At 68.0% G+C, this 23,942-nt stretch carries 21 protein-coding genes; 15 read left to right on the top strand and 6 right to left on the bottom strand.

Annotation, left to right across the window (positions count from 1 at the left end; genetic code table 11):
- Positions 1 to 53 precede the first annotated feature (53 nt).
- The 4 genes from ACPCHZ_RS11840 to ACPCHZ_RS11825 are packed head-to-tail and all read right to left on the bottom strand — an operon-like array spanning position 54 to position 5,052.
- Positions 54 to 584: an Imm61 family immunity protein gene (locus tag ACPCHZ_RS11840; RefSeq protein WP_423484939.1), complete on the bottom strand. Its 531-nt coding sequence runs from the start codon at positions 582 to 584 to the stop codon at positions 54 to 56.
- Positions 585 to 600: 16 nt separating this feature from the next.
- The gene (locus ACPCHZ_RS11835; protein ID WP_423484938.1) at positions 601 to 3,921 is read right to left on the bottom strand and encodes a glycohydrolase toxin TNT-related protein; all 3,321 of its coding nucleotides are present in this window, start codon (positions 3,919 to 3,921) and stop codon (positions 601 to 603) included.
- Between the two features lie 26 nt (positions 3,922 to 3,947).
- Positions 3,948 to 4,232 (bottom strand): WXG100 family type VII secretion target, encoded by a 285-nt coding sequence (locus ACPCHZ_RS11830; protein WP_423484937.1) that lies wholly within the window; start codon positions 4,230 to 4,232, stop codon positions 3,948 to 3,950.
- Between the two features lie 19 nt (positions 4,233 to 4,251).
- On the bottom strand, positions 4,252 to 5,052 hold the full coding sequence (locus ACPCHZ_RS11825) for a WXG100 family type VII secretion target (protein ID WP_423484936.1): 801 nt from the start codon (positions 5,050 to 5,052) through the stop codon (positions 4,252 to 4,254).
- Between the two features lie 166 nt (positions 5,053 to 5,218).
- On the opposite strand from ACPCHZ_RS11825, the gene ACPCHZ_RS11820 reads away from it, so the two are divergent.
- From ACPCHZ_RS11820 to ACPCHZ_RS11785, 8 genes are all read left to right on the top strand, one after another.
- Positions 5,219 to 5,848 (top strand): dTMP kinase, encoded by a 630-nt coding sequence (locus ACPCHZ_RS11820; RefSeq protein WP_423484935.1) that lies wholly within the window; start codon positions 5,219 to 5,221, stop codon positions 5,846 to 5,848.
- 50 nt (positions 5,849 to 5,898) lie between these two features.
- Positions 5,899 to 6,585, top strand: a complete 687-nt coding sequence (gene mtrA / locus ACPCHZ_RS11815) for a two-component system response regulator MtrA (RefSeq protein ID WP_264015934.1) — start codon at positions 5,899 to 5,901, stop codon at positions 6,583 to 6,585.
- A 22-nt stretch (positions 6,586 to 6,607) separates the two neighbouring features.
- Positions 6,608 to 8,257, top strand: a complete 1,650-nt coding sequence (gene mtrB, locus ACPCHZ_RS11810) for an MtrAB system histidine kinase MtrB (RefSeq protein ID WP_423484934.1) — start codon at positions 6,608 to 6,610, stop codon at positions 8,255 to 8,257.
- 8 nt (positions 8,258 to 8,265) lie between these two features.
- Entirely contained in the window at positions 8,266 to 10,014 is a 1,749-nt protein-coding gene (gene lpqB, locus ACPCHZ_RS11805) for an MtrAB system accessory lipoprotein LpqB (protein WP_423485359.1), read from the top strand.
- Positions 10,015 to 10,103: 89 nt separating this feature from the next.
- Positions 10,104 to 10,577, top strand: a complete 474-nt coding sequence (locus tag ACPCHZ_RS11800; RefSeq protein ID WP_423484933.1) for a hypothetical protein — start codon at positions 10,104 to 10,106, stop codon at positions 10,575 to 10,577.
- Positions 10,567 to 11,142, top strand: a complete 576-nt coding sequence (locus ACPCHZ_RS11795; RefSeq protein ID WP_423484932.1) for a DUF6529 family protein — start codon at positions 10,567 to 10,569, stop codon at positions 11,140 to 11,142. Before ACPCHZ_RS11800 ends, ACPCHZ_RS11795 begins: the two co-directional genes overlap by 11 nt.
- Positions 11,143 to 11,159: 17 nt before the next feature.
- Positions 11,160 to 11,606 (top strand): ubiquinol-cytochrome c reductase iron-sulfur subunit, encoded by a 447-nt coding sequence (locus ACPCHZ_RS11790; protein ID WP_423484931.1) that lies wholly within the window; start codon positions 11,160 to 11,162, stop codon positions 11,604 to 11,606.
- A gap of 182 nt (positions 11,607 to 11,788) precedes the next feature.
- A complete protein-coding gene (locus ACPCHZ_RS11785) occupies positions 11,789 to 12,835 on the top strand; it encodes a substrate-binding domain-containing protein (protein ID WP_423484930.1) in 1,047 nt (348 codons plus the stop codon).
- Between the two features lie 29 nt (positions 12,836 to 12,864).
- On the opposite strand, the gene ACPCHZ_RS11780 is transcribed toward ACPCHZ_RS11785, so the two are convergent.
- Entirely contained in the window at positions 12,865 to 14,175 is a 1,311-nt protein-coding gene (locus tag ACPCHZ_RS11780) for a DUF2252 domain-containing protein (protein WP_423484929.1), read from the bottom strand.
- A 171-nt stretch (positions 14,176 to 14,346) separates the two neighbouring features.
- On the opposite strand from ACPCHZ_RS11780, the gene ACPCHZ_RS11775 reads away from it, so the two are divergent.
- The 4 genes from ACPCHZ_RS11775 (at position 14,347) to secA (ending at position 19,493) form a co-directional block, all read left to right on the top strand.
- Complete coding sequence (locus tag ACPCHZ_RS11775; protein ID WP_423484928.1) at positions 14,347 to 14,844, top strand: DUF302 domain-containing protein; 498 nt, start codon at positions 14,347 to 14,349, stop codon at positions 14,842 to 14,844.
- Between the two features lie 40 nt (positions 14,845 to 14,884).
- Positions 14,885 to 15,514: a ComF family protein gene (locus tag ACPCHZ_RS11770; protein ID WP_423484927.1), complete on the top strand. Its 630-nt coding sequence runs from the start codon at positions 14,885 to 14,887 to the stop codon at positions 15,512 to 15,514.
- Positions 15,515 to 15,845: 331 nt separating this feature from the next.
- Positions 15,846 to 16,484 carry a ribosome hibernation-promoting factor, HPF/YfiA family gene (gene hpf, locus ACPCHZ_RS11765; RefSeq protein ID WP_423485358.1) on the top strand — a complete coding sequence of 213 codons (639 nt, stop codon included), beginning with the start codon at positions 15,846 to 15,848 and terminating at the stop codon, positions 16,482 to 16,484.
- A 156-nt stretch (positions 16,485 to 16,640) separates the two neighbouring features.
- Positions 16,641 to 19,493 (top strand): preprotein translocase subunit SecA, encoded by a 2,853-nt coding sequence (secA, locus tag ACPCHZ_RS11760; RefSeq protein WP_423484926.1) that lies wholly within the window; start codon positions 16,641 to 16,643, stop codon positions 19,491 to 19,493.
- Between the two features lie 4 nt (positions 19,494 to 19,497).
- Here the strand turns inward: secA and ACPCHZ_RS11755 are convergent, their stop codons facing one another.
- On the bottom strand, positions 19,498 to 19,989 hold the full coding sequence (locus ACPCHZ_RS11755) for an Rv3235 family protein (protein ID WP_423484925.1): 492 nt from the start codon (positions 19,987 to 19,989) through the stop codon (positions 19,498 to 19,500).
- A 174-nt stretch (positions 19,990 to 20,163) separates the two neighbouring features.
- Between ACPCHZ_RS11755 and ACPCHZ_RS11750 the strand changes: the two genes are divergently transcribed.
- The 3 genes from ACPCHZ_RS11750 (at position 20,164) to ACPCHZ_RS11740 (ending at position 23,886) form a co-directional block, all read left to right on the top strand.
- Complete coding sequence (locus tag ACPCHZ_RS11750; protein WP_423484924.1) at positions 20,164 to 21,573, top strand: WS/DGAT/MGAT family O-acyltransferase; 1,410 nt, start codon at positions 20,164 to 20,166, stop codon at positions 21,571 to 21,573.
- Between the two features lie 61 nt (positions 21,574 to 21,634).
- On the top strand, positions 21,635 to 23,374 hold the full coding sequence (locus ACPCHZ_RS11745) for a BCCT family transporter (RefSeq protein WP_423484923.1): 1,740 nt from the start codon (positions 21,635 to 21,637) through the stop codon (positions 23,372 to 23,374).
- Between the two features lie 14 nt (positions 23,375 to 23,388).
- Positions 23,389 to 23,886, top strand: a complete 498-nt coding sequence (locus tag ACPCHZ_RS11740) for a DUF6912 family protein (protein WP_423484922.1) — start codon at positions 23,389 to 23,391, stop codon at positions 23,884 to 23,886.
- Positions 23,887 to 23,942 lie beyond the last annotated feature (56 nt).

Genomic DNA, 23,942 nt, shown 5'->3' with positions numbered 1-23,942 from the left:
TCGACTGGTTGAAGAGCTGCGGCACAACACATTTCGATTCGAAGGGCGCGAGGTCATTCGTCTCGAGCTGAAAATAGGGGCGCACCAGTCGGATCGAGATATGACTTCATGACTGTGTCCACAGTCGTGCCCAACGAGACGGGCAGGCTGGCCAACTCCGCTGTTCCCGCAATCTTCCCCGATCCGGACACTGCGAGTAACGCATTCCCTGGTCCTATGAGCGCCAAATTCTCGCTTCCCCGGAAATCTCGAGCTTCAACTCGATAGCCATCAGCGATGTCACTCAAGCCTTGCGGCATCTTCAGTGGTGGCAGGTCGCGGTCGAAACGTACAGACAAGCCACACTTTTCCAAGAAGAACAGTTCCACGATCTGCATCGACTTGCCGGCGAAGATGAATTGTTCCTCACTCATTCTGCTCGACTCAGTGACTATGGCCCAGCCGTCGGCTTCTACGCCGACAAAATATCGTGTCTCACCCATGTTGGTCCAAATCATCGAGCGAGTGTCATTTGTGGCTTGCGGCGAAGCCGCTCGTTCGGACGCTTGCGTGATCTCGTAGCCGGCTGCTGTCGCCCATTTCACCAGCTCAGGTGAGAAGTCAGCTGGGTTTGTCAACTCTTACCACTCCGTTGTCTATGGTGGCCAATTGCTGTATTGACTGGAAGACGCCTCTCTCATCCATGATACGTACTTGTAGACCGCCGCCTGGTTGGCCCAAACCCGCGGCGATCTGGGAGATCTCAATCTTCCATCCTTCGGGAAGATGGTCGAGTGTGAAGGTCTTGTAGGGCTCGCGCAGGCTGTTGACATGCATCGCGCGTTCCTCCCAGGTGGCCGGGCGCCCCTCTTCAATCAAGCCGAAGTACTTGCCCTTGGCGTCACCGATACGGTCGAAACGATTCCCGTAATACTTCTTGAACTGCTCGAAATCGCTGAAAGCCACTTTCGTGTTCGGTACGGCGCCGTCATTTTCGGGGAAATTGACCCATTTCTGGCCGTCCGGCCCCAGTTTGTGAAACTGCTCGGCGTACGCCTCAGGAGTGAAGGGGTTGCCCTGGGCATCGCGACCGAAGGGAGCTGCCGGATCTCCGATGAGCCTGGCCACATCGGGATTCATAGCGGCGGGATCGACGGGGTTGTCCGTGAACGGCCAGGTTTGTGACGGAGCCGGATCCTGGAACGAGTCGGGCAGACGTTTCCAGCCCTCACCAGCCGGCTCGCTCGAGCGCACCGGGTCGGCCACCTGTCGGCCCGTGGGCCCAGCTTCTGCTCGGTTATCGGTCGCCTGCTCCGTGATGGCAGATGACGAGGGGCCGATTGTCTCGGGCTGACGTGATGCACTGGCGGAGGCGCCCGCTTGAGAGGAATCAGGCAATGTCACGTCGGGCTTGGTGGAGTGGCCGGTAGAAGAATCTGAGCGGTCCAGGTTCTTGGCATCGATACGGTTGGACGGCGAACCGTCGATTGCGTGCCTGGTAACGTCCGTGCTCTCTCGCAGTCGGGAATCTCCCGCTATACCTGCGGTCGGTTGCTTCGTCGTATTCACAGGTGCGGATGGTTTGTCTCCAGCGGCCGGCCCCGTCGCCGCAGGGTGTTGTGCACGTGGGCTTTCCGGTGACGTTGCCTGCGATCCCTTACCGTCCGGGTTACGTGTGGCCGCATCCGGCGTCGCCGTCTGGGGAGCTGCTGTCGACCCATTGGTGGAGCCCGATGTCGACCCGGACCCGTGAGACGCCATGGGCGTGCCGAATCCGCCCATCCCGATCGGCATCACTCCCGCGGGCTCGTGCCGCTTCGCCTCGCTGTCACCTACTGCATGCGCCGGCTCACGCGTCTGGCCGCCGTCCCCGGTGCGCTCGTGACCGCTCGGCCGCTCCGCCGCAGGCGAATTGGCCGGTTGCTGGTCGGCGGGCGTGTGCGTGCGTTCATCCGGCCGTGCGGTGTGCTCGTCGGTGTCCGGTTGCCGGCTTTCGCCCGGCGCGTCGTTGACCATTGGCGGCTGCGCCGAATCTTCGCCTGTGCCCGTCCCTCCCGCGTGTTGTTCGGGCGCATGCCCGCCAGCGGAAGCTTCCGGCGCCGCCGGCTCATGGATGGTCGGTGACCCCGTCTCGGACGGCGATCCGCCTGACGTCAATTGATCGGACGGAGTCGAAGATTCGAGTGTCTGCGGCGTCGCCGGCGGCGCCGGGTCGTCCGCGGAGGGCGCATGACCGGGCGCTGTTCGCGGCGGGTCGGCAGAACCCGAACTCGGCCCTTGCGATGCCGGCGACTGCGGAGGTGGGCCATCAGAACGCCCGGGGCCGGAGTCCGACGGACCGGGCGTGCGCTCGGGCGGATCCGGTGGTGGCGGGGGACCGCTGCCACCGCCGTCGCCGTGATCCTCGCGGCCACCGGGTGTGCCCGCCTGTGGCGACGGGGGATCGGGCGGTCCCGCCGGTCCTTCGAGGCCGCGCGGATTCGGCGGCGCATCAACACCGTTGGGCGGGATGGGGCCGATCACCGAGTCGGGGATCGCGCCAGGCCTGACGTCGGTGACGTCGGTCGGCCGGGTCCCGAGTCCGGAACTGTCGCCGAGTCCTTCCAGATCGTGTGATCCGAAGGTGGGTGCGGTGTCAGGCGCGGGTGAGTCGGGACTGCCGAACCGGTGGCGAGCCCAGTTGACGCCCTTGGCGACGTTGCCGGTCTTGGACAAGGCACCACCCGGCACGAACAGCGTCGCGACGTTGAAACCCGCCTCACCGATGCCGCGGGCCGGATTGTCTCCGGTGATCTTGTCGGTGGCGAAGAATTCCTGAGCCACGGCGATGGCGACGTCGTCTGCCTTGGTGGGGTCCTGGATCACTGCCCAGGCCGTTTCGGCCATTCCCTGCCAGGTATCGATGTCCGCCATCGCCACCACCCCGGCAACCGTGTTGACGGCCCCGGTGAGCACCCCGGTGGAGAGGTCGGTCTGCACCTTGAAGGCAGCGGAGATCGCACCACCGACCTCATCGCCGAGTAATTCACGAAGCGTCACGTCGACGTGCTTCTGGAGCTTCGTCACGGTGTCGCCGAGGGCTTCGGTGAGCTCTCCGAGCAGTCCCCCCACGGCTTTGACCTGGCGTTGAAAATTCTCGAGGAGCGTCTGGACGTCTTGGGCGATTTCACGCAGGATGTCGTCGGCCTCGCCGGTGAAGATCCCCCCGATGAAATCGAGTAGACCTTCGAGCGAAATGCGTTCCAGCAGGCGGCGTATCGCGTCTTGTGTTTCCTGCACCACGCGCGCGAAGTCCTCGACCAGCACCACGAGCTCGGAGGCCTGTGAGGCCAAGTCGGACACCCCGGCCGCGAGGTCGTCATGCGCCTTAGCGATCTGCGGAGACTCGGGAATCTTCTGCGTCGACACGGCCGTCCTCGACCCGGCGACTTCATTCCCGATCACGGCGAAGCCCTTGGCCAGGTTGCGCCAGTGCTCGGCAGTGACCCGGAGCAACGACGGATTGCCCGAGGGCCACTGTCGCAAGGCCAAGAACCGCAGTATCAGGTTCCAGTGCGACGGCGGAGGCACCACGCTGAAGTTCGGAAACGCTGCGGCGTCAGCGGCTTTCGTCTCACTCGGCACCTCACCCACCCGCCCGGTGGGTCCCGCACCCCCGATCGTGGAGACGGCATCGGCGTTCGCGTAGTTGTGTCCGCTGGCTTCCAGTTTGTAGCCGACGGCGTTGAACGCATTCGCTGCCGCAGCAAGCCCGTCGGAGAATTTCTGCGCCGCATCTTCGTACTTCAGCGCGAATTCGAACCCGGCCGGATCAAGGCCCGAGGCTATGCCGTCGGACAGCATCGGCCCCAGCGCACCCATCAGCGCCGCCAGCTGACCGCCCAACGAGCCCATGGTCTTTCCGGCGCCGATGAGAACCTCCGGATCGACTTCGATCCGCACGTTCAACGCCCCGCTGCCGGCCGGCACTACTCGCCGTTCCCCCACATTTGAGCGTTGTTGCTCACCGCGCCCTTGTAGTTCTGCTGGGCCGTGTCCGCGATCTTCTGCAGCTGTGAAAGGGCCGTCTTCATCTGCTCGGCGCCCGCGCGCAACTGCGCCTGAGTCTGGGCCTGGGCGTCCGAACCCTCGCCTTGCCAGGTCGCCCGCAACGCGGCCATCGCCTGGTCGACGTCTGCAAGGCACTCGTCGACTTCCCGTTGGTAAGCCTTCATGTGCTCGATGGCCGCCGCGAGCTGGGCGAAATCGACCAACAGCGCGGCGCCACCGCCGCTACCCGGCACCGGAAGGCCTCGAGACACCCGTGGGAACAACGGCCGTCGGGGTGGGCTGCGTGGCGGCGTCCACGGGTGCGCGCGATGACACCCGGTCGGCAGCCTCCTCGGCTCCATCGGGCTGCTCCGTCGCTTCGCCGCCGTTGCGATCCTCGGGATCATCGGTCTGTTCTTCCGAAGACCGGCGTTCGTCGTCGTCCTTTTCTGGATCGTCCTTCTCGGCGGCCTGCGCGGCCTGCTGCGCCAACGCCGTCACGGCCTGGGCGATCCCGGCGGCGGCCTGCGCCAGGCCGGCGGCCAATTGTCCCGTCGCCTGGCCGAGCGCCTGCCCGGCCTGTGCCGCCGGCTGCCCGAGGTTCATCATCTCGGCCATCGCGCCGGAGCCACCCTGACCGCTCGGTGCACCACCACGCGCACTCTGGTCGGAAGGCGCCGAACCCGCGCCAGGGCCGGCCTGGCTGCCGGTCGGTGCACCTTCCGGCGCGCCGCCCGTCGGTTGGAACGACGAGCCCACAGCGGCACCGGCCTGCTGATCGGTGGCGGCGTAATGCGAACCCGCGGCCTCGAGCGACTCCGACATGACCTGCAGCACCCGGACGACCTGACCCGCACCGCTGTGCCACTTGTCCCACTCGGCCGTGTAGGCCGTCGCGGCGCCGCCCTTCCAGCCCTTTCCCAGTAGCTCCTCGACCGACAGGTCGACGGCGGACAGTCCGTCCTGCAGGCGCTGTCCGGCATCCGCCACGCGCGCGGCCGCGGAATCCAACTCCGAGACGACGACCTCTACCGATCCCCCCACCCGGCGAACCCCCAGTCACTCGTCGGCCGGCTCCGATGCGCCCGCCACAGCTTCCTTTCAGCTGCAGCACAACCGGAGAAAAGCCTATCGACGGTCCGAGGGGGTCACGTGCACCAGTTACGCTCGCCGGGGGCAGGAGAGAAGCGACCCGGGAGAAGCGAACAGCGTGCTCATCGCGATCGAGGGAGTGGACGGCGCGGGGAAGAACACGCTGACGACCGGCCTTCGGGCGTCCTTCGAGTCCGACGGTCGCTCGGTCGCCACCCTGGCCTTCCCGCGGTATCACCGGTCGGTCACCGCCGACCTCGCCGCCGAAGCCCTGCACGGTGCGCACGGTGACCTCGCGCAGTCCGTGCACGCGATGGCCGTGCTGTTCGCCCTCGACCGCGCCGACGCCCGCGACGAGATCGGACACCTGACTGCCGCCTACGACATCGTGATCCTCGACCGCTACGTCGCCTCGAACGCCGCCTACAGCGCTGCCCGGCTCAGCCAGGGCGCCGACGGCGAGGTCGTGGAGTGGGTGCGCAGCCTCGAGTACGACCGGCTGCGCCTGGCGGTGCCCGACTGGCAGCTCCTCCTGGACGTGCCCGTGGAACTCGCCGCCGCCCGCGCCGACCGGCGGGCCGAACAGGACGCCAGCCGCGCGAAGGACTTCTACGAGCGCGACGGGGGACTGCAGTCCCGCACCGCGGCGGTCTACCGGGAACTGGCGGCCCGCGACTGGAGTGGGCCGTGGCGCAGCGTCGGTCCCGACGTGGTCCCAGCGCAGCTGGCAGCCGACCTGGGACGTTAGCCGACTCGCGGGTGCGCGCTAGCAGGGTTTTGTCGCGATCTGGTGACACCATGGACACCATGAGGCAAAGGATCCTGGTCGTCGACGACGACCCATCGCTGGCCGAAATGCTCACCATCGTCCTGCGCGGAGAAGGCTTCGACACCGCGGTGGTCGGTGACGGCACGCAGGCTCTCACCGCGGTCCGCGAACTGCGGCCCGATCTCGTGCTGCTGGATCTCATGTTGCCCGGCATGAACGGCATCGACGTCTGCCGGGTCCTGCGCGCCGACTCCGGCGTGCCCATCGTCATGCTGACCGCCAAGACCGACACCGTCGACGTGGTGCTCGGCCTGGAGTCCGGCGCCGACGACTACGTGATGAAGCCGTTCAAGCCCAAGGAGCTCGTCGCCCGGGTGCGCGCCCGGTTGCGCCGCAACGACGACGAACCCGCCGAGCTGCTGTCCATCGCCGACGTCGACATCGACGTGCCCGCCCACAAGGTCACCAGGATGGGCGAACAGATCTCGCTGACGCCGCTGGAGTTCGACCTGCTGGTGGCGCTGGCACGCAAACCGCGCCAGGTGTTTACTCGAGATGTGCTGCTCGAACAGGTGTGGGGATACCGTCACCCCGCTGACACCCGTTTGGTGAACGTGCATGTCCAGCGGCTGCGGGCCAAGGTCGAGAAGGACCCGGAGAACCCGCAGGTGGTGTTGACCGTTCGAGGAGTGGGATACAAGGCCGGACCTCCGTGACCGTGGCCGCTCGGGCGGCGACGTGATCTGGAGTTCGCGACGCCGCATTCACCGACGGTCCGCACCGCTGCTGCGTGGCCTCGGCACCCTCGGCCGCGCACTCGGACTGGCATGGCGCCGGTCGCTTCAACTGCGAGTCGTCTCGCTCACGCTCGGGCTGTCACTCGCGGTCATCCTGGTCCTGGGCTTCGTGCTGACCAGTCAGATCACCGACCGCATCCTCGAGGTGAAGGTCAAGGCCGCCACCGAGGAGATCGAGCGGGCCCGCAACACCGTCAGCGGCATCGTCGGCGGCGAGGAGAGCCGCTCACTCGACAGCAGCCTGCAGCTGGCCCGCAACACCCTCATCGACCGCAAGGCCGAAGCGGGCGCCGGCCTCGGCGGCCCGTTCGACGCCGTGCTCGTGGTCCCAGGGGACGGCCCGCGCGCCGCGACCGCCGCAGGACCGGTGCAGCAGGTGCCCGAGGCGCTGCGCGATTTCGTGCAGGCCGGCCAGGTCAGCTACCAGTACGCCACCGTCGCCACCGACGGCTTCAACGGTCCCGCGCTCATCGTCGGTAGCCCGACGTCGTCGCCGGTGACCAATCTCGAGCTCTACCTGATCTTCCCGCTGAGCAACGAGGAGAGCACCATCGCGTTGGTGCGCGGCACCATGGCGACCGGTGGCGTGGTGCTGCTCGGCCTGCTGGCCGCCATTGCGCTGTTGGTCGCCCGCCAGATCGTGCTCCCCGTGCGGTCGGCGTCGCGGATCGCCGAACGGTTCGCCGAAGGCCACCTGACCGAGCGGATGCCGGTGCGCGGCGAGGACGACATGGCACGCCTCGCGGTGTCGTTCAACGACATGGCCGAGAGCCTGTCGCGGCAGATCACCCAGCTCGAGGAATTCGGCAACCTGCAGCGCCGCTTCACCTCCGACGTCAGCCACGAGCTGCGCACACCGCTGACGACGGTGCGGATGGCCGCCGACCTGATCTACGACCACAGCGAGGACCTCGATCCGGCGCTGCGCCGCTCCACCGAGCTGATGGTCAACGAGCTCGACCGGTTCGAGACGCTGCTCAACGACCTGCTCGAGATCTCGCGCCACGATGCCGGTGTCGCCGAGCTGTCGGTGGAGTCGGTCGATTTGCGCGACACCGTGCAGAGCGCGCTGGACAACGTCGGGCACCTGGCACAGGACGCCGACGTCGAGCTCATCGTGGACGTGCCCGGCGAAGAGGTGATCGCCGAGGTGGATCCCCGCCGCGCGGAACGCATCCTGCGGAACCTGATCGCCAACGCCATCGACCATGCCGAACGCAAACCGGTCCGCATCCGGATGGCCGCCGACGAGGACACCGTCGCCGTCACGGTGCGCGACTACGGGGTGGGGCTGCGGCCCGGTGAGGAGAAGCTGGTGTTCAGCCGGTTCTGGCGGTCCGACCCCTCGCGGGTGCGCCGGTCCGGTGGCACCGGACTCGGCCTGGCGATCAGCATCGAGGACGCCCGCCTGCACCAGGGCCGGCTGGAGGCGTGGGGCGAACCCGGCAAGGGTGCCTGCTTCCGCCTGACGCTGCCACTGGTCCGCGGCCACAAGGTGACGACGAGTCCGTTGCCGCTCAAGCCCACCCGGCCCGACCGGGCGCCGCGACGCGGTGCGGTGGAGCGCGAGCCGGCGGGGGAGAGCGTGTGAGGCGCATCCTGACCGCAGCATGGCTCATGCTGTTCGCACTCAGCGTGGCCGGATGTGCCGGGGTGCCGAGTTCGTCGGCGCCGCAGGCGATCGGCACGGTCGAGCGGCCCGCCCCGCCGAGCCTGCCCACACCGACACCCAACATGGATCCCGACGTGCTGCTGCGCGAATTCCTCAAGGCCACGGCGGATCCGGCCAACCGGCATCTGGCGGCACGGCAGTTCCTCACCGAGTCGGCGTCCCAGGACTGGGACGACGCCGGCAGCGCGCTGCTCATCGACCGGGTGGTGTTCGTCGAGACCCGCAGGCCCGACCATGTCTCGGTCAGCATGCGTGCCGACATCCTCGGATCGCTCTCGGACATGGGCGTTTTCGAGACCGCCGACGGCGCGCTGCCCGACCCCGGTCCCATCGAGCTGCTCAAAACCCCTGGCGGCTGGCGGATCGACAAGCTGCCCAACGGTGTGTTCCTCGACTGGCAGCAGTTCCAGGCCACCTACAAGCGCAGCACGCTCTACTTCGCCGACCCCACCGGCGCAACGGTGGTGCCCGATCCCCGCTACGTCGCGGTGTCGGATCCCGACCAGCTGGCGACCGAACTGATCTCCAAACTGATCGCGGGGCCCCGGCCGGAGATGGCGAACACCGTACGCAATCTGCTCGGTGCGCCGCTGAAGCTGCGGGGCCCGGTGACCCGCGCCGACGGTGGCAAGACCGGAATCGGCCGTGGCTACGGCGGTGCCCGCGTGGACCTGGAGAATCTGTCCACCACCGATCCACACAGCAGGCAACTCCTTGCCGCGCAGATCATCTGGACACTGTCGCGGGCCGGGATCAACGGGCCCTACGTGCTCAACGCCGACGGCGCACCACTGGACGACCGGTTCGCCGACGGATGGGAGACCTCGGACGTGGCGGCCACCGACCCGGGCGCCTTCCCCGGCGCGGCGGCCGGGTTGCACGCACTGGTCAACGGCTCGCTGGTGTCGCTCGACGGGCAGCGGTCACCACGGGTCGCCGGCTCCTTCGGGCAGGCGCCGAACCAGGTGTCGGCGGCGGTGTCGCGCAGCGGACAGGACGCCGCGTCGGTGGTGGTGCTGCGTCCGGGCGCGCCGGACATGTTGTCCTCGTTGTGGATCGGCCCACTCGGCGGGGCGGCCGGCCAGGCGCTCGAGGCGCGCAGCCTGACGCGGCCCAGCTGGTCGCTGGACAACGCGGTGTGGGTGGTGGTCGACGGCAACAACGTGGTTCGCGTGATCCGCGATGCCTCGGGCCAGCCGGCCCGCATCCCGGTCGACGTGGCGCCCGTGGCCACCAAGTTCCCCGGTCCGATCAGCGAGCTGCAGCTGTCACGCGACGGGACGCGCGCGGCGATGGTGATCGAGGGCCAGGTGATCCTGGCCGGCGTCGAGCAGACCCCCACGGGCCAGTTCCTGCTGAACTACCCGCGTCGACTCGGCTTCGGTCTCGGCAACACCGTGGTCTCGCTGTCCTGGCGCACCGGCGATGACATCGTGGTCAGCCGCCGTGATCCGCAGCATCCGGTGTCGTATGTGAACCTCGACGGCGTCAACTCCGACGGCCCGAGCCGCAACCTGCTGATGCCGGTCACCACCGTGGCGGCCAACCCGTCCACGGTGTACGTCTCCGACCAGCGCGGGGTGCTGCAGCTGTCGAGCGCTGCCGAGGGCGACCCGGCGTGGTCGGAGGTGCGGCCGTTGATGAACGCAGGCGCCATCCCGGTGCTGCCCGGCTGATCTGCCGTTGAACCCTTCTCGCCCCTGTCCCGTTGAGCACAGCGAATGTGTCGCTCAACGGCGGCATCGGCGTACGGAAGGGTCAAGAGATGAAAGTGGCGAGTCCGGTCGCGACCTTGGGAGCGGTTGCCGCTCTGGGCGCGGGCTTGTTCTTGGTCAACATGTCGAAGGAGGAGCCGCCCGCAGCACCGGCGACGGCGTCGGTCACCGCGCCGGCCGCGGCCCCGTCCGCGCCGGCCTCCCCCCAGCCCGCGCCACCCGGTCGGGCGTTCCCGGCCAAAGCTGATTACGTCGGGGAGATCCCCACGCGCAGCGGTGTTCTCACCCTCGACATCGCGGTGGACGGCCAGAAGGCCGTCGGCTATGCGTGCGACAACTACACGGTCGAGACGTGGCTCGAGGGCAGCGCCGCCAACGGAATGGTGACGCTCTGGGACAAGGACCGCACCAGCCGCCTGGACGGTCGCCTCGAAGGGTCTGCCGTGGCGGGCACGCTGCGGATCGGCGAGAGCACGTGGGCGTTCACCGCGACCCGGGTGGGAGGCGCCACCGATGACTACTGAGGCTCGATTCGGCGCCCCTGGCACGGGCAGAACGTCGGGTGGCGTGAGGGTGCTGATCGCCGTCGCCGTCGGCGCGCTGGTCGCAGTGGCCCTTGGTGTCTTCGGGAAAATGCATCAGCCGCAGTTCTTCTCGGTCAGCATCGCGGGCTTCTCCAGCGGGACGGCGGTGAAGTCCTGGCTGGCGACCCTGGCGGTACTCCTCGGGGTGTTCCAGCTCGGATCGGCGTTCGCGATGTACCGGTTGATCCCCGGCGGGCGTGCGCCGTCGTGGATCGCTGCGGCGCATGTCTGGTCAGGACGGCTGGCGGTACTGGTCAGCGTCCCCGTCGCCGTGCACTGCCTGTACGCCCTCGGATTCCAGTCATCGGACAGCAGGGTTCTCCTGCACTCGCTGTTCGGCTGCCTTTTCTACGGCGTATTCGTGACGAAGATGCTGTTGCTCACCCGCAGGGGCCTTCCAGGATGGATCATCCCGATTGTCGGCGGGTTGGTGTTCTTCGGGCTTGTCTACGTGTGGCTCACCTCGGCGCTGTGGTTCTTCCAGACCACCGGCGTGACGTTCTGAACGGAAGGTATCGACAGATGTTCATCCATGACATCCTGCTGTCTCGCCAGAAGCTCATCGCTTCTACCGGACTCGGTGTGGCGGCGACGGTGCTCAGTGCGTGTACGACTTACGGGAAGGAGTCAACGCCGGGCGGTACACCGGCCCCGAACCCCGAGCCCGACGGCCCGGGTGCGCCGCCGACCGTGCAGGGCATCGCCAATACGGCCGACATACCGGTCGGATCCGGCCTGATCGTGGACGGCGTCGTGGTGACGCAGCCTTCCGAAGGGGTGTTCGCGGGGTTCTCCGCGGTGTGTACCCATGCGGGATGCACAGTGTCGGAGGTCGTCGACGGCACCATCGTCTGCCCCTGCCACGGAAGCAGATTCAACCTGGACGGCTCGGTCGCGAATGGTCCCGCCTCCCGGCCGCTGGACACCAGAGCAGTCTCCGTCCGGGGTGACTCGATCGTCCTCGGCTGAGCGCGTGCCCGGTTTCGCGCTGATCCGCCCGGCACCGGGCCGCGCCCCTGTTTCGGGCGGAGCGCCGCGAAACACCGCGGCTCGGGCGTCGACTTGCTTGACTGTCACTCACGTCACGTCTCGCGCCGCCGGACCTCGGGGGTGACCGGTTCGACACAGACGGGCGTCACGAAGGAGTGCGGATGCGGCACAGGCGGATGGCACTCATGGTGGCGCTCGGGGTGGCCGCGACCACGCTCGTGGGCTGTGGCTCCGGCGGCAGCGGTGAGAGCGCCACGGGCAGCAGCACTGCTCCCGCCGCCGAGGACCCCAAGGACATGACGATGGTCAACGTCGTCAAGGTCAAGGGCATCCCGTGGTTCGACCGGATGGCTGAGGGCGACGCCAACTTCGCCGCGCGCACCGGTGTCAAGACTCGCCAGGAGGGCGCGGACGACACCAGTCCGGAGAAGCAGGTCCAGATCATCGCCGACCTGATCCCGCAGAACCCCACGGCCATCACCGTGGTGCCGAACTCACCTGACGCGCTGCAGACGGTGCTCGGGCAGGCGCGCGGGCAGGGCATCAAGGTGGTGTCGCACGAGGCCACCGGCATCCAGAACGTCGACGTCGACATCGAGGCGTTCGACAACGCCGCCTTCGGCGAGCAGATCATGCAGAACCTCGCCCAATGTATGGGCGAGCAAGGAGAATACGTCCAGTTCATCGGCGGCCCGACCGCGAAGACACACATGCAGTGGGTCGGTGCCGCGCATGATCTGCAGGTCGCCAGGTTCCCGGGCATGGCGCGGGTGGGAGACCCGATCGAGAGCGCCGACGACGAACAGGTCGCCTACGACAAGGCCAAAGTGGCTCTGGCGCAGCATCCGGAGATCAAGGGCTTCCAGGGCTCGGCCGCCAACGACGTGCCCGGCATCGCGCGGGCGGTGCGGGAAGCCGGCCTGCAGAACCAGATCTGCGTGATGGGCACCTCGGTTCCGTCATCGGCCGCTGCGGATCTCGCCGACGGCTCCATCGACAAGATCTTCTTCTGGGACCCGGCCCTCGCCGGTGAGGCGCAGCTGCAGATCGCCTTGATGCTGGCGCAGGGCGAGCCGATCGAGGCCGGCACCGATCTGGGCATCCCCGGGTACGAGTCGCTGACCAAGATGGACGGTTACGACAACGTCTTCGTCGGTGACGCGGCGCTGGAAGCGGACGCGAAAACCGTGTCGCAATACAACTTCTGAGACGGCGGAGAGGATCGCGAAGGAGGTCGTCAGGACGAGCTGATGCCGGGGATCCGCCCCTCGCGGAACGCCTCGACGAAATGCCGGTGGTCGTCGCGGACCACCGCGGCGTACTCGAGGCCGAACGTCACCAGATCGGCGACGAACTCGTCGAGGTGGTCGCCGATGACCGCGTCGATCGCCTCCTCGGTCTGGAAGTCGACCAGTGACTGGTCACTGTCGGTGTCGCCCACGCAGTGCACCTTGGCCACCGCGCGGCCCAGTTGCGCGACGACCTCGCCGAGTTCGTCGGGCTCGGTCAGCTCACTCCAGTCGAGATCTGATTCGTACGGCGACAATTCGCTGACCACGAATCCCTTGCCGTCGATGTCGGTGTAGCCGAGCAACGGGTCGGCATGGGCCTGCAGCGCGCGCTGCGAAACTGCGGTGCGGTGCCCGTGATGCTCGAAGTAGTCGTGCACCCGGCTGTCGGTGACGACCCGGCTCGGCGCGGCGACGTTGCCCTGCTTGACCGACAGCACGGCATCGTTGTCGAGCGCCTGGTTGAACCCCTCGATCAACACGGTGTAGGTCGGCAATCCCGCACTGCCGATGCCGTGACCGCTCTTGCTGACCACGTCCTTGATGTCGTACGTGATGCCCTGATACCGCTTGGTGCGCGGAATCGTCTGCAGATACCGCTCGAACGCCGACTCGATCTTCGCGCGCTCGTCGTGCTCCAAGCGGCGCACCCCGGTTGTCTCGCGAAATTGTCGGTCCCACTTGTCCACCCGGGTGAGGTGATTGAGCATCTCGGAGCGCGTCGAGAGGCGGGCGCTCTGCAGTGTCGAGAGCACGGCACCCCGAGCGGTGGACAGGTTCAGCGAGAAGCTCGAATCGTCGTCCTCGTCGAGGAACCACTTGATCTGGTCGGCGTAGGCACGGGCGAACGTGTCGATCAGCTTGGAGATCTCCTCGTCGGACAGTGCCTTCTGCCAGCACATCAGCGCGACGCTGGCGGCGAACCGCTTCAGATCCCAGGTGAAGTGCCCGACGTAGGCCTCGTCGAAATCGTTGACGTCGAAGATCAGCACACCCGAGCCGTCCATGTACGTGCCGAAGTTCTCGGCGTGCAGGTCGCCCTGGATCCACACCCGGCTGGTGCGCTCGTCGGCCCACCTGTCGTCGCGGGCGGCCACGTCGGCGTAGAACACGCAGGCACTGCCGCGGTAGAACGCGAACGGTTCGGCCGCCATCTTCCGGAACTTGGTGCGGAAGGCGTCGGGATCGGCGTCCATGAGTTCCTTGAACGCCTTCACGAGGCAATCGACGATGAACGACTCACGTTCGTCTTGCGGCATGGTCCCAGTACAGCGCGTGCCGAACCCGGGCGTGCGGATTGTCGACGAACTGCCCGGTGGATGCTTGCTGGCACCGGGTCCACTCAAGCCGCTGGGTTTTGTTCGCCATACCCAGGAATGGTTTTCGCGTCCGGCGCCTTACACCGAACGAGCCCACGAAAGGCAGCCGACATGACCGCGACCAGCGTTCCGTTCACCGGAGTACGCGTGCGATACGCCAGCAGCAGGAGCTACGACGAACTGGTCGCCGCACTGCTCGCCGACGTGGGCGGGCAGCCGGTGCCGATCGACGCCGTCGCGGCCGGCTCCGACAGCTGGGAGTCCTATGAGCGCGCTGTCGGCGCGTACGTCGGCCCCAGCGGCTTCATGCTGTTCGGTTCCTTCGACCACGGCGGATGGCTCCCGAAGGCGGGCATCGACCGGGCGGTGCTGCGGGTGGTGATCGGCAATCCACTGATCGCGATCACGATGCTGCGACACGACGTGACCGCCGGCCTGTTCGCGCCGGTCGAACTCCTGCTCACCGGAGAGCCCGGCGGCGGCAGCGCGCTGACGTACGTCGTCCCGTCGTCGCTCATGGTCGTCGAACCCAACCCGGAACTGCTCGCGGCCGCCGAGGTGCTCGACGCGAAGCTGGCCGCGCTCGCGGGCGCGGTCACCGCAGGTTAGGAGGCCCGGGGCTGTCGGACCCGGGCGCGACACTGCCGCCATGCTCGACCTGATCCTTCCGCTCGAGTGCGGTGGCTGTGCCGCCCCGTCCACCCGGTGGTGTGCGCGGTGTGCCGTCGACCTGCGGGTGCCACCCGACGCCCCGCACCTCATCACGCCGCGGGTGGACCCGGGCGTCCCGGTGTTCTCGTTGGGCCGCTACGCGGGCACCCGCAGGCATGCCGTGGTGGCGGTGAAGGAGCGTGGGCGCGCCGACCTCGTCCGGCCACTGGCTGGTGCCCTGTCGGCAGGGCTGGCGCAGCTGCTGCGATGGGGCATCGTCGAGGCGCCGATCACCGTCGTGCCTGCGCCGACCCGGAGACTTGCCGCGCGCCGCCGCGGCGGCGACCCGGTCACCCGGATCGGTCAGGTCGCGGTGACCGGCCATTCCGGTGTCGGGCTGGTGCAGGCGCTGCGGCTCACGGCATGGACCAGGGACTCGGTCGGACTGTCCGGTCCCGCCCGGGCGCGCAACGTCGCCGGGCGGGTGCGCCTGCGGCGGCCCGTCGACGGACCCGTCATCCTCGTCGACGACATCGTGACCACCGGCGCCACGGCGGCCGAGTCCACCCGCGTCCTGCAGGCGGCGGGCGCGCACGTGCTCGCCGTCCTCGCCCTGGCGCACGCCTGACGGGAGCGCCGGATCACCCCTGGGTCAACCCCGCGTGAAGAACTGAAAACACGTCCGCGAAATCACTGGCACGACCGGGTGAACAACGACTACCGTCGCAAACAACCACCCGTGAACACCTTCACGGCGGCGCTCAGCAGTCAGCGCCACTTCGCCGCACCACGGTAGGAGGTGAGTAGTCGACACCTTGCGCCGCTGGTCGCGGAAGAAACATCTGCAATCTCCTCTCCTGCGGCGCGAATCGTGACCCACCCGGCACGCACTGCGTGCGACGCGCGAGAGAAACGAGTTGCCAAGTATGTCAATTCAATCCGTGGAATCAGACCGAACGATGGTGGTCGAGGAGGGCCAGCCGGCAACCGAGCCGAAGGCGGACGTCAACCTCACCGGCCGCAACGTCGAGATCCCCGATCACTTCCGCGTCTACGTCGCCGAGAAACTCGAGCGACTGGAGCGATTCGACCGCAGCATCTACCTCTTCGACGTCGAACTCGACCATGAGAAGAACCGCCGTCAGCGAAAGAACTGCCAGCACGTGGAGATCACCGCCCGCGGCCGTGGGCCTGTGGTGCGCGGTGAGGCGTGCGCGGACAGCTTCTACGCCGCCTTCGAAGGCGCCGTGAGCAAGCTCGAGAACCGCCTGCGCCGCAGCAAGGACCGCCGCAAGATCCACTACGGGGACAAGCGCCCGGTGTCGGTGGCCGAGGCCACCGCGCTCGCCGCTGCCATGGACGCGCCCCAGTCCACCGCCGAACCGATGTCCGATGGCGCCGCACCCGACGATCATGAACCGGGCCGCATCGTGCGCACCAAGGAACACCCCGCCAAGCCGATGACCGTCGATGACGCGCTCTATGAGATGGAACTCGTCGGCCACGACTTCTTCCTGTTCCACGACAAGGAGAGCGACCGCGCGTGCGTCGTCTACCGCAGGCACGCCTACGACTACGGGCTGATCCGGCTGTCCTGACCCGGCACGGTCCGATCGCCAGGAACCCCGCGACACCCACGGTGTCGCGGGGTTTTCGGCATCGGTCCCACGCCCAGGGGTCCGCGGAGGGCCGGGCTCCCAGCGGCGACCTCTACCATGGACTCCGTCTGATACGTCAACCCACAGGGGAAATCCGTGCTCGATAAGTTGCTCCGTCTCGGTGAAGGCCGCATGGTCAAGCGCCTGAAGAAGGTGGCTGACTATGTCAACACCCTGTCCGACGACGTCGAGAAGCTGTCTGACGCCGAGCTGCGGGCCAAGACCGACGAGTTCAGGAAGCGCATCGCCGACGGCGAGGACCTCGACGACCTGCTGCCCGAGGCGTTCGCCGTCGCGCGCGAGGCGGCGTGGCGGGTGCTCAGCCAGCGGCACTTCGACGTGCAGGTGATGGGTGGCGCAGCGCTGCACTTCGGCAACGTCGCCGAGATGAAGACCGGTGAGGGAAAGACCCTGACCTGTGTACTGCCCGCCTACCTCAACGCGCTGTCCGGCAAGGGTGTGCACGTCGTCACGGTGAACGACTACCTGGCCAAACGTGACGCCGAGTGGATGGGCCGGGTGCACCGCTTCCTCGGGCTCGACGTCGGCGTCATCCTGTCCGGCCTGACCCCTGACGAACGGCGCGCCGCCTACGCCGCCGACATCACCTACGGCACCAACAACGAGTTCGGCTTCGACTACCTGCGCGACAACATGGCGCACTCGCTCGAGGACCTGGTGCAGCGCGGTCACAACTTCGCGGTGGTCGACGAGGTCGACTCCATCCTGATCGACGAGGCCCGCACCCCGCTGATCATCTCCGGCCCGGCCGACGGTGCGTCGAACTGGTACAGCGAGTTCGCCCGCCTGACCCCGCTGATGGAGAAGGACGTCCACTACGAGGTCGACCTGCGCAAACGCACGGTCGGCGTGCACGAGGTCGGGGTCGAGTTCGTCGAGGACCAGCTGGGTATCGAGAACCTCTACGAGGCCGCCAACTCGCCGCTGGTCAGCTACCTCAACAACGCGCTGAAGGCCAAGGAGCTGTTCCAGCGCGACAAGGACTACATCGTCCGCAACGGCGAGGTGCTCATCGTCGACGAGTTCACCGGCCGCGTGCTGCTCGGCCGCCGCTACAACGAGGGCATGCACCAGGCGATCGAGGCCAAGGAGCACGTCGAGATCAAGGCCGAGAACCAGACGCTGGCCACGATCACGCTGCAGAACTACTTCCGGCTCTACGACAAGCTCTCAGGCATGACCGGCACCGCCCAGACCGAGGCCGCCGAGCTGCACGAGATCTACAAGTTGGGTGTGGTCTCGATCCCGACGAACCGCCAGATGGTCCGCCAGGACCAGTCGGATCTGATCTACAAGACCGAAGAGGCGAAGTACATCGCCGTCGTCGACGACGTCTCCGAGCGATTCGAGAAGGGCCAGCCGGTCCTGATCGGCACCACCAGCGTCGAGCGCTCCGAGTACCTGTCGCGCCAGTTCACCAAGCGCAAGATCCCGCACAACGTGCTGAACGCCAAGTACCACGAGCAGGAGGCCGGCATCATCGCCGAGGCCGGCCGGCTGGGCGCGATCACCGTCGCCACCAACATGGCCGGTCGCGGCACCGACATCGTGCTCGGCGGCAACGTCGATTTCCTCGCCGACAAGCGGCTGCGGGAACAGGGGCTGGACCCCGTCGAGACGCCCGACGAGTACGAAGCGGCGTGGGAGGCGGTGCTGCAGCAGGTCAAGGAAGAGCACGTCGAGGAGTCGAAGGACGTCATCGCCGTCGGCGGGCTGTACGTGCTGGGCACCGAGCGCCACGAGTCCCGTCGCATCGACAACCAGCTGCGCGGCCGCTCCGGCCGTCAGGGCGACCCGGGCGAGTCCCGGTTCTACCTGTCGCTGGGCGACGAGCTGATGCGGCGGTTCAACGGTGAGACGCTCGAGGCGCTGCTCAACCGGCTGAACCTGCCCGACGACGTGCCGATCGAGGCCAAGATGGTCAGCCGCGCCATCAAGAGCGCCCAGACGCAGGTCGAGCAGCAGAACTTCGAGGTCCGCAAGAACGTCCTCAAGTACGACGAGGTGATGAACCAGCAGCGCAAGGTCATCTACCGGGAACGCCGCCTCATCCTGGAGGGCGAGAACCTGCAGGACCAGGCGCACCAGATGCTCGTCGACGTCATCACGGCATACGTCAACGGCGCCACCGCCGAGGGCTACGCCGAGGATTGGGACCTGGAGAAGCTGTGGGAGGCGCTCAAGACGCTTTACCCGGTCGGCATCGACCACCACGACCTGGTGGACTCCGACGCCGTCGGTGAGCCCGGCGAGCTGACCCGCGAGGAACTGCTCGACGCACTCGTGGCCGACGCCGAACGCGCCTACGCCGATCGGGAGCGCCAGCTCGAGGAAATGGCCGGCGAGGGCGCGATGCGTCAGCTGGAGCGCAACGTGCTGCTCAACGTCATCGACCGCAAGTGGCGCGAACACCTCTACGAGATGGACTACCTGCGTGAGGGCATCGGCCTGCGTGCGATGGCCCAGCGTGACCCGGTGGTCGAGTACCAGCGCGAGGGCTACGACATGTTCAGGGGCATGCTCGACGCGCTGAAGGAGGAGTCGGTCGGCTTCCTGTTCAACGTCACCGTCGAAGCCGCCCCCGCGCCTGCGGTGGCGCCCGTGTCCGCGCCGAGCGGTCTCGCCGAGTTCGCCAAGGCCGCCGCGGCGCAGGCGCAGGAACGCGGCGCAGGCGAGGGCGGCGTGGCCACCAAGGAGCGGCCGGCCGCACCGTCGTTGCGCGCCAAGGGAATCGACAACGAGGCGCCACCGCTGACGTATGTCGGTCCGGCGGAGGACGGCTCGGCCGAGGTGAAGCGGTCCAATGGCGGCCCGCGGCCCGCCGCGCAGGGTGCCGGCGGCGCAGGCGGTACCCGACGGGAACGCCGCGAGGCGGCCCGTCAGCAGGCCAAGGGCGCAAAGGCCCCGCGGTCACGCCGTCGCGGCTGAGCGTTCAACCGATCTGCAGCGCCACCAGCTGCCAGCGGTCCGGCGCGACGAGTTCGACGCGCGCGGCGATCGCGCGCACCCGCTCGGCGCGGCTGTAGGTGGCGAACACCTCGGCGGCCGTCGACCCGGATCCCGCCGCGCGCAGGCCGACCCGGCGCAGCCGTGCCGGCGCCGCGTGCCGCAGCCGGGCGTGGATGACCACCGTGGCGAGCAGCGGCGGCGCCAGCAGTGGCCGCAGCTGGGCGGCCGGGCGGCGTCGGTCGATCACCTCGAGCACGCGGCGCAGCGCTGCGTCGGCGAACACGGCCGCGGGCCGCGGCGCAGCGGGTACGGCAGCCGGCGCGGGCCGCAGCGGCCGGGGTGTGCGCCGGTGCAGGGCGGCCGGCGATGGTTGCGGGCACGGCCCGGTGACGGGGGTGGGCGCCGGCTCGTAGTCGATGACCGGTGAGGTGAGCGAGCGGCGACCGGCCGCGGAATGGGTGGCGTGCGGGGGCATGACGAACTCTCCTGATGCTCGGCGTACTGATCGGCATCTGCTGGAGAGTCGCAGACCTGTCCATCGTCGCACGGTTCGCACCGGGCTCGATGCACCCGTGCTGCGGGGTCACAGATCGGCCGGATACGGTGGCGGGGACCGAGCAGCGACGGCCGAAGAGGGGGATAGCGCCGTATGGTGACGAGGCTGTCGGCGCCCGACGCGACATTCTTCCATCTGGAGAACACGGCCACCCCGATGTACGTCGGCTCGCTGTCGATCCTGCGCAGGCCACGCAACGGGCTGAGCTACGAGACTCTGCTGGCCACCGTCGAACAGCGGCTGCCGCAGATCCCGCGGTACCGGCAGAAGGTCCGCGAGGTCACCCTCGGGCTGGCCCGGCCGGTCTGGGTCGACGATCCGGACTTCGACATCACCTACCACATCAGGCGCTCTGCGCTGCCGTCGCCGGGCAGCGACGCCCAGCTGCACGACCTGGTCGCGCGGCTGGGTTCACGTCCGCTCGACAAGTCGCGGCCGCTGTGGGAGATGTACCTGGTCGAGGGGCTCACCAAGAACCGCGTCGCGATCTACACGAAGTCCCACCAGGCCCTGGTGAACGGGATGACCGCACTGGAGATCGGTCACGTCATCGTCGACCGGACGCAGAAGGCGCCCGAGTTCGGCGAGGACATCTGGATCCCGGCCCGCGAACCGAGCGACCGCCAGCTCCTGCTCGGCGCCGTGGGGGAATGGGTGACCCGGCCGACAGCACAGCTGGGTGCGGTGCGCGACGCGGTGACCGACGTGGCCACCAACGCCGGGCAGCTCGTCGAGATGGGCCGCCGGTTCGCCGACGTGGCGCGCACCGTCGCCCGCGGCACCGCGCCGAACAGTCCGCTGAACACCCGGGTCTCCCGCAACCGCCGCTTCACGGTGGCCAGCCACCCGCTGGAGGACTACCGGCGGATGCGGGCCAGGTACGAGTGCAACATCAACGACATCCTGCTCGCGGTGGTCGCAGGCGCACTGCGGAACTGGCTGCTGTCCCGCGGCGAACCGGTCACGCCCACCACGACGGTGCGTGCGATGGCCCCCATGTCGGTCTATCCCGACGCCGAGATCGACTCCGCGGGCCCCGGGCAGGCGATCAGCGAGGTGGCCCCGTTCCTGGTCGACCTCCCCGTCGGCGAGGGCAACGCCGTGGTGCGGCTGTCCCAGATCTCGCACGCCACCGAGTCGCATCCGACGGCGGCCAGCCTGGTCGACGCCCGCACCATCGTCACCCTGTCGGGGTTCGCGCCACCCACGCTGCACGCCATGGGGATCCGCGTTGCGACGACGTTCTCGGCGCGGCAGTTCAACCTACTCATCACCAACGTGCCGGGAGCGCAGAAACAGATGTACGTGGCGGGCACCAAGCTGCTCGAGACCTATGCCGTTCCGCCGCTGCTGCACAACCAGACGCTGTCGATCGGGGTGACCTCCTACAACGGCATGCTCTACTTCGGCATCAACGCCGACCGGGACGCGATGAGCGACGTCGACGTGCTCCCCGGCCTGCTGCAGGAGTCCCTCGACGAACTGTTGGGAGCCGCGAGGTAACCAGTTCGTAGCCTGCAGGGGAGTTGACGTGGTGGAGCCGAGAGGTTCTGATGAATTCACCATGACAATCAGCCCCGAGAAGAAGAAGTCCGATCGCGCCCGGCGGACGGTCGACCACGCGCTGCGGTCGCCCACCGGCGGTGCCATTCCGCACCCGATCCTCGACGTGGCGATCGACGAGGAGGCGCAGGCCAGGCGGATCGGAATCGACTGGGTGGTGTTCGGCGTCACCGCTGCGCTGGCCATCGGGTTCCTGGTCTGGGGCGGGGTCAGCACGTCGACGCTGGCCGACGCCTCCGGCGGTGCGCTGAACTGGGTGCTGACCAACATCGGTTGGTTCTTCGTCCTGACCGCGTCGGGATTCGTGCTGTTCGTGCTGTGGCTGGCGGTCAGCCGCTTCGGCAACATCCCGCTCGGCCGCGACGACGAGGAACCGGAATTCCGGACGGTGTCGTGGATCGCCATGATGTTCAGCGCCGGCATGGGCATCGGGCTGATGTTCTACGGCGTCGCCGAACCGCTGACGCACTTCGTCACCCCGCCTCCCGGAACGGGCCCGCCGGGCAACCAGGAGGCCGCGCAGATCGCGATGGCCACCACCCTGTTCCACTGGACGCTGCACCCGTGGGCCATCTATGCCGTCGTCGGCCTCGCGATCGCCTACGGCGTGTACCGCAAGGGCCGGTTCCAGCTCATCAGCGCCGCGTTCGAGCCGTTGATCGGATCCCGCGCCAACGGCGGCTGGGGCAAGGTCATCGACATGCTGGCGATCTTCGCCACGCTGTTCGGCTCGGCCGCCTCACTGGGCCTGGGCGCGCTACAGATCAGCAAGGGTCTGCAGATCGTCGCGGGCATCGGCGAAACCGGCAACGCCGTGCTCATCGGCATCATCGCCGTGCTGACCGTGGCGTTCGTGCTGTCGGCGGTGTCGGGCGTGGCCAAGGGCATCCAGTGGCTGTCCAACATCAACATGGTGCTCGCCGTGGTGCTGGCGCTGTTCGTGTTCATCGTCGGCCCGACGGTGTTCATCCTCAACCTCATCCCCACGTCGGTCGGCAGCTACTTCCAGGAGCTGGCGATGATGTCGGCGCGCACCGGCGCCGAGGGTGGCGAGGTGAACGCCTGGCTGGGCTCGTGGACGGTGTTCTATTGGGCGTGGTGGCTGTCCTGGACACCTTTCGTCGGCATGTTCATCGCCCGCATCTCGCGCGGGCGGACCATCCGCCAGTTCGTGGCCGGGGTGCTGTTGGTGCCCAGCGTGGTGTCGCTCGTCTGGTTCTGCATCTTCGGCGGCGCGGCGATCCGGGAACAGCAGCAGGGCGTCGACGTGGTCGGCGACGGCAGCTCGGAGAGCCAGCTGTTCGGACTGCTCGAGCAATACCCGCTGGCCACCGTCGCCAGTGTGCTGGTGATGATCCTGGTCGCCATCTTCTTCGTCTCCGGCGCCGACGCCGCGTCGATCGTGATGGGCTCGCTGTCCGAGCGCGGCTGCATCGAACCGTCGCGCAAGATCGTGGTGTTCTGGGGTGTGGCCACCGGCGCGGTGGCGGCGGTGATGCTCATCCTGGGCGGTTCGGACGCGCTCACCGGGTTGCAGACGATCACGATCATTGCGGCTGTGCCGTTCGTGGTGGTGATGGTCATGCTGTGTATCGCACTGGTCAAGGACCTGCGCCGGGACCCGATGATGGTGCGCAAGCAGTACGCCGAGGAGGCCGTCGAGGAGGCCGTCGTGCACGGCGTCACCGAACACGGCGACGACTTCATCATCTCCGTCGAGCGGGATCCGACGAAGACATAGCTAGTGTCGGCGGAATGCGTGTCTACATTCCGTCGACCCTGGCCCTGCTGCAACAGCTCGTCGCCGACGGGTCGGTGCACGCCCGCAGCGGCACGGCCTTCGCGGTGACCCCGACGCTGCGCGAGGCCTACGCCGAGGGCGACGACGACGAGCTGGCGGAGGTGGCGCTGCGCGAGGCGGCGCTGGCATCACTACGGCTGCTGTCCGGCCCGGACGGCGCGTCGGGTCTGCCGCGGCGCGCGGTCCTGGTCGCGGACGTCCAGGAGGCCACCGCCCGTCCCGACCTCGACGACGCGGTGGTGCGGCTCGCGGGTCCGGTGGCGCTCAGCGACGTGATCGCCGCCTACATCGACAATGCGGACGCCGAGGCGGCGGTGCGGCAGGCGGTCGGCGTGGTGGACGCGGCCGACCTGGGTGACGAGGACGCCGAACTGACCGTCGGCGACGCCCAGGATCACGACCTCGCGTGGTACGCGCCGCAGGAGCTGCCGTTCCTCCTCGACCTGCTCTGAGGTGGTTCAGAGCTGAAGATCACACTGGATACGGAAGCGTAAGTTACGGTACCGTA

Origin of the sequence: Mycobacterium sp. NPDC050041 (assembly GCF_049541695.1) — a bacterium.
Classification (GTDB): Bacteria; Actinomycetota; Actinomycetes; order Mycobacteriales; family Mycobacteriaceae; genus Mycobacterium.
This window is presented reverse-complemented; position numbering and strand designations above follow the sequence as displayed.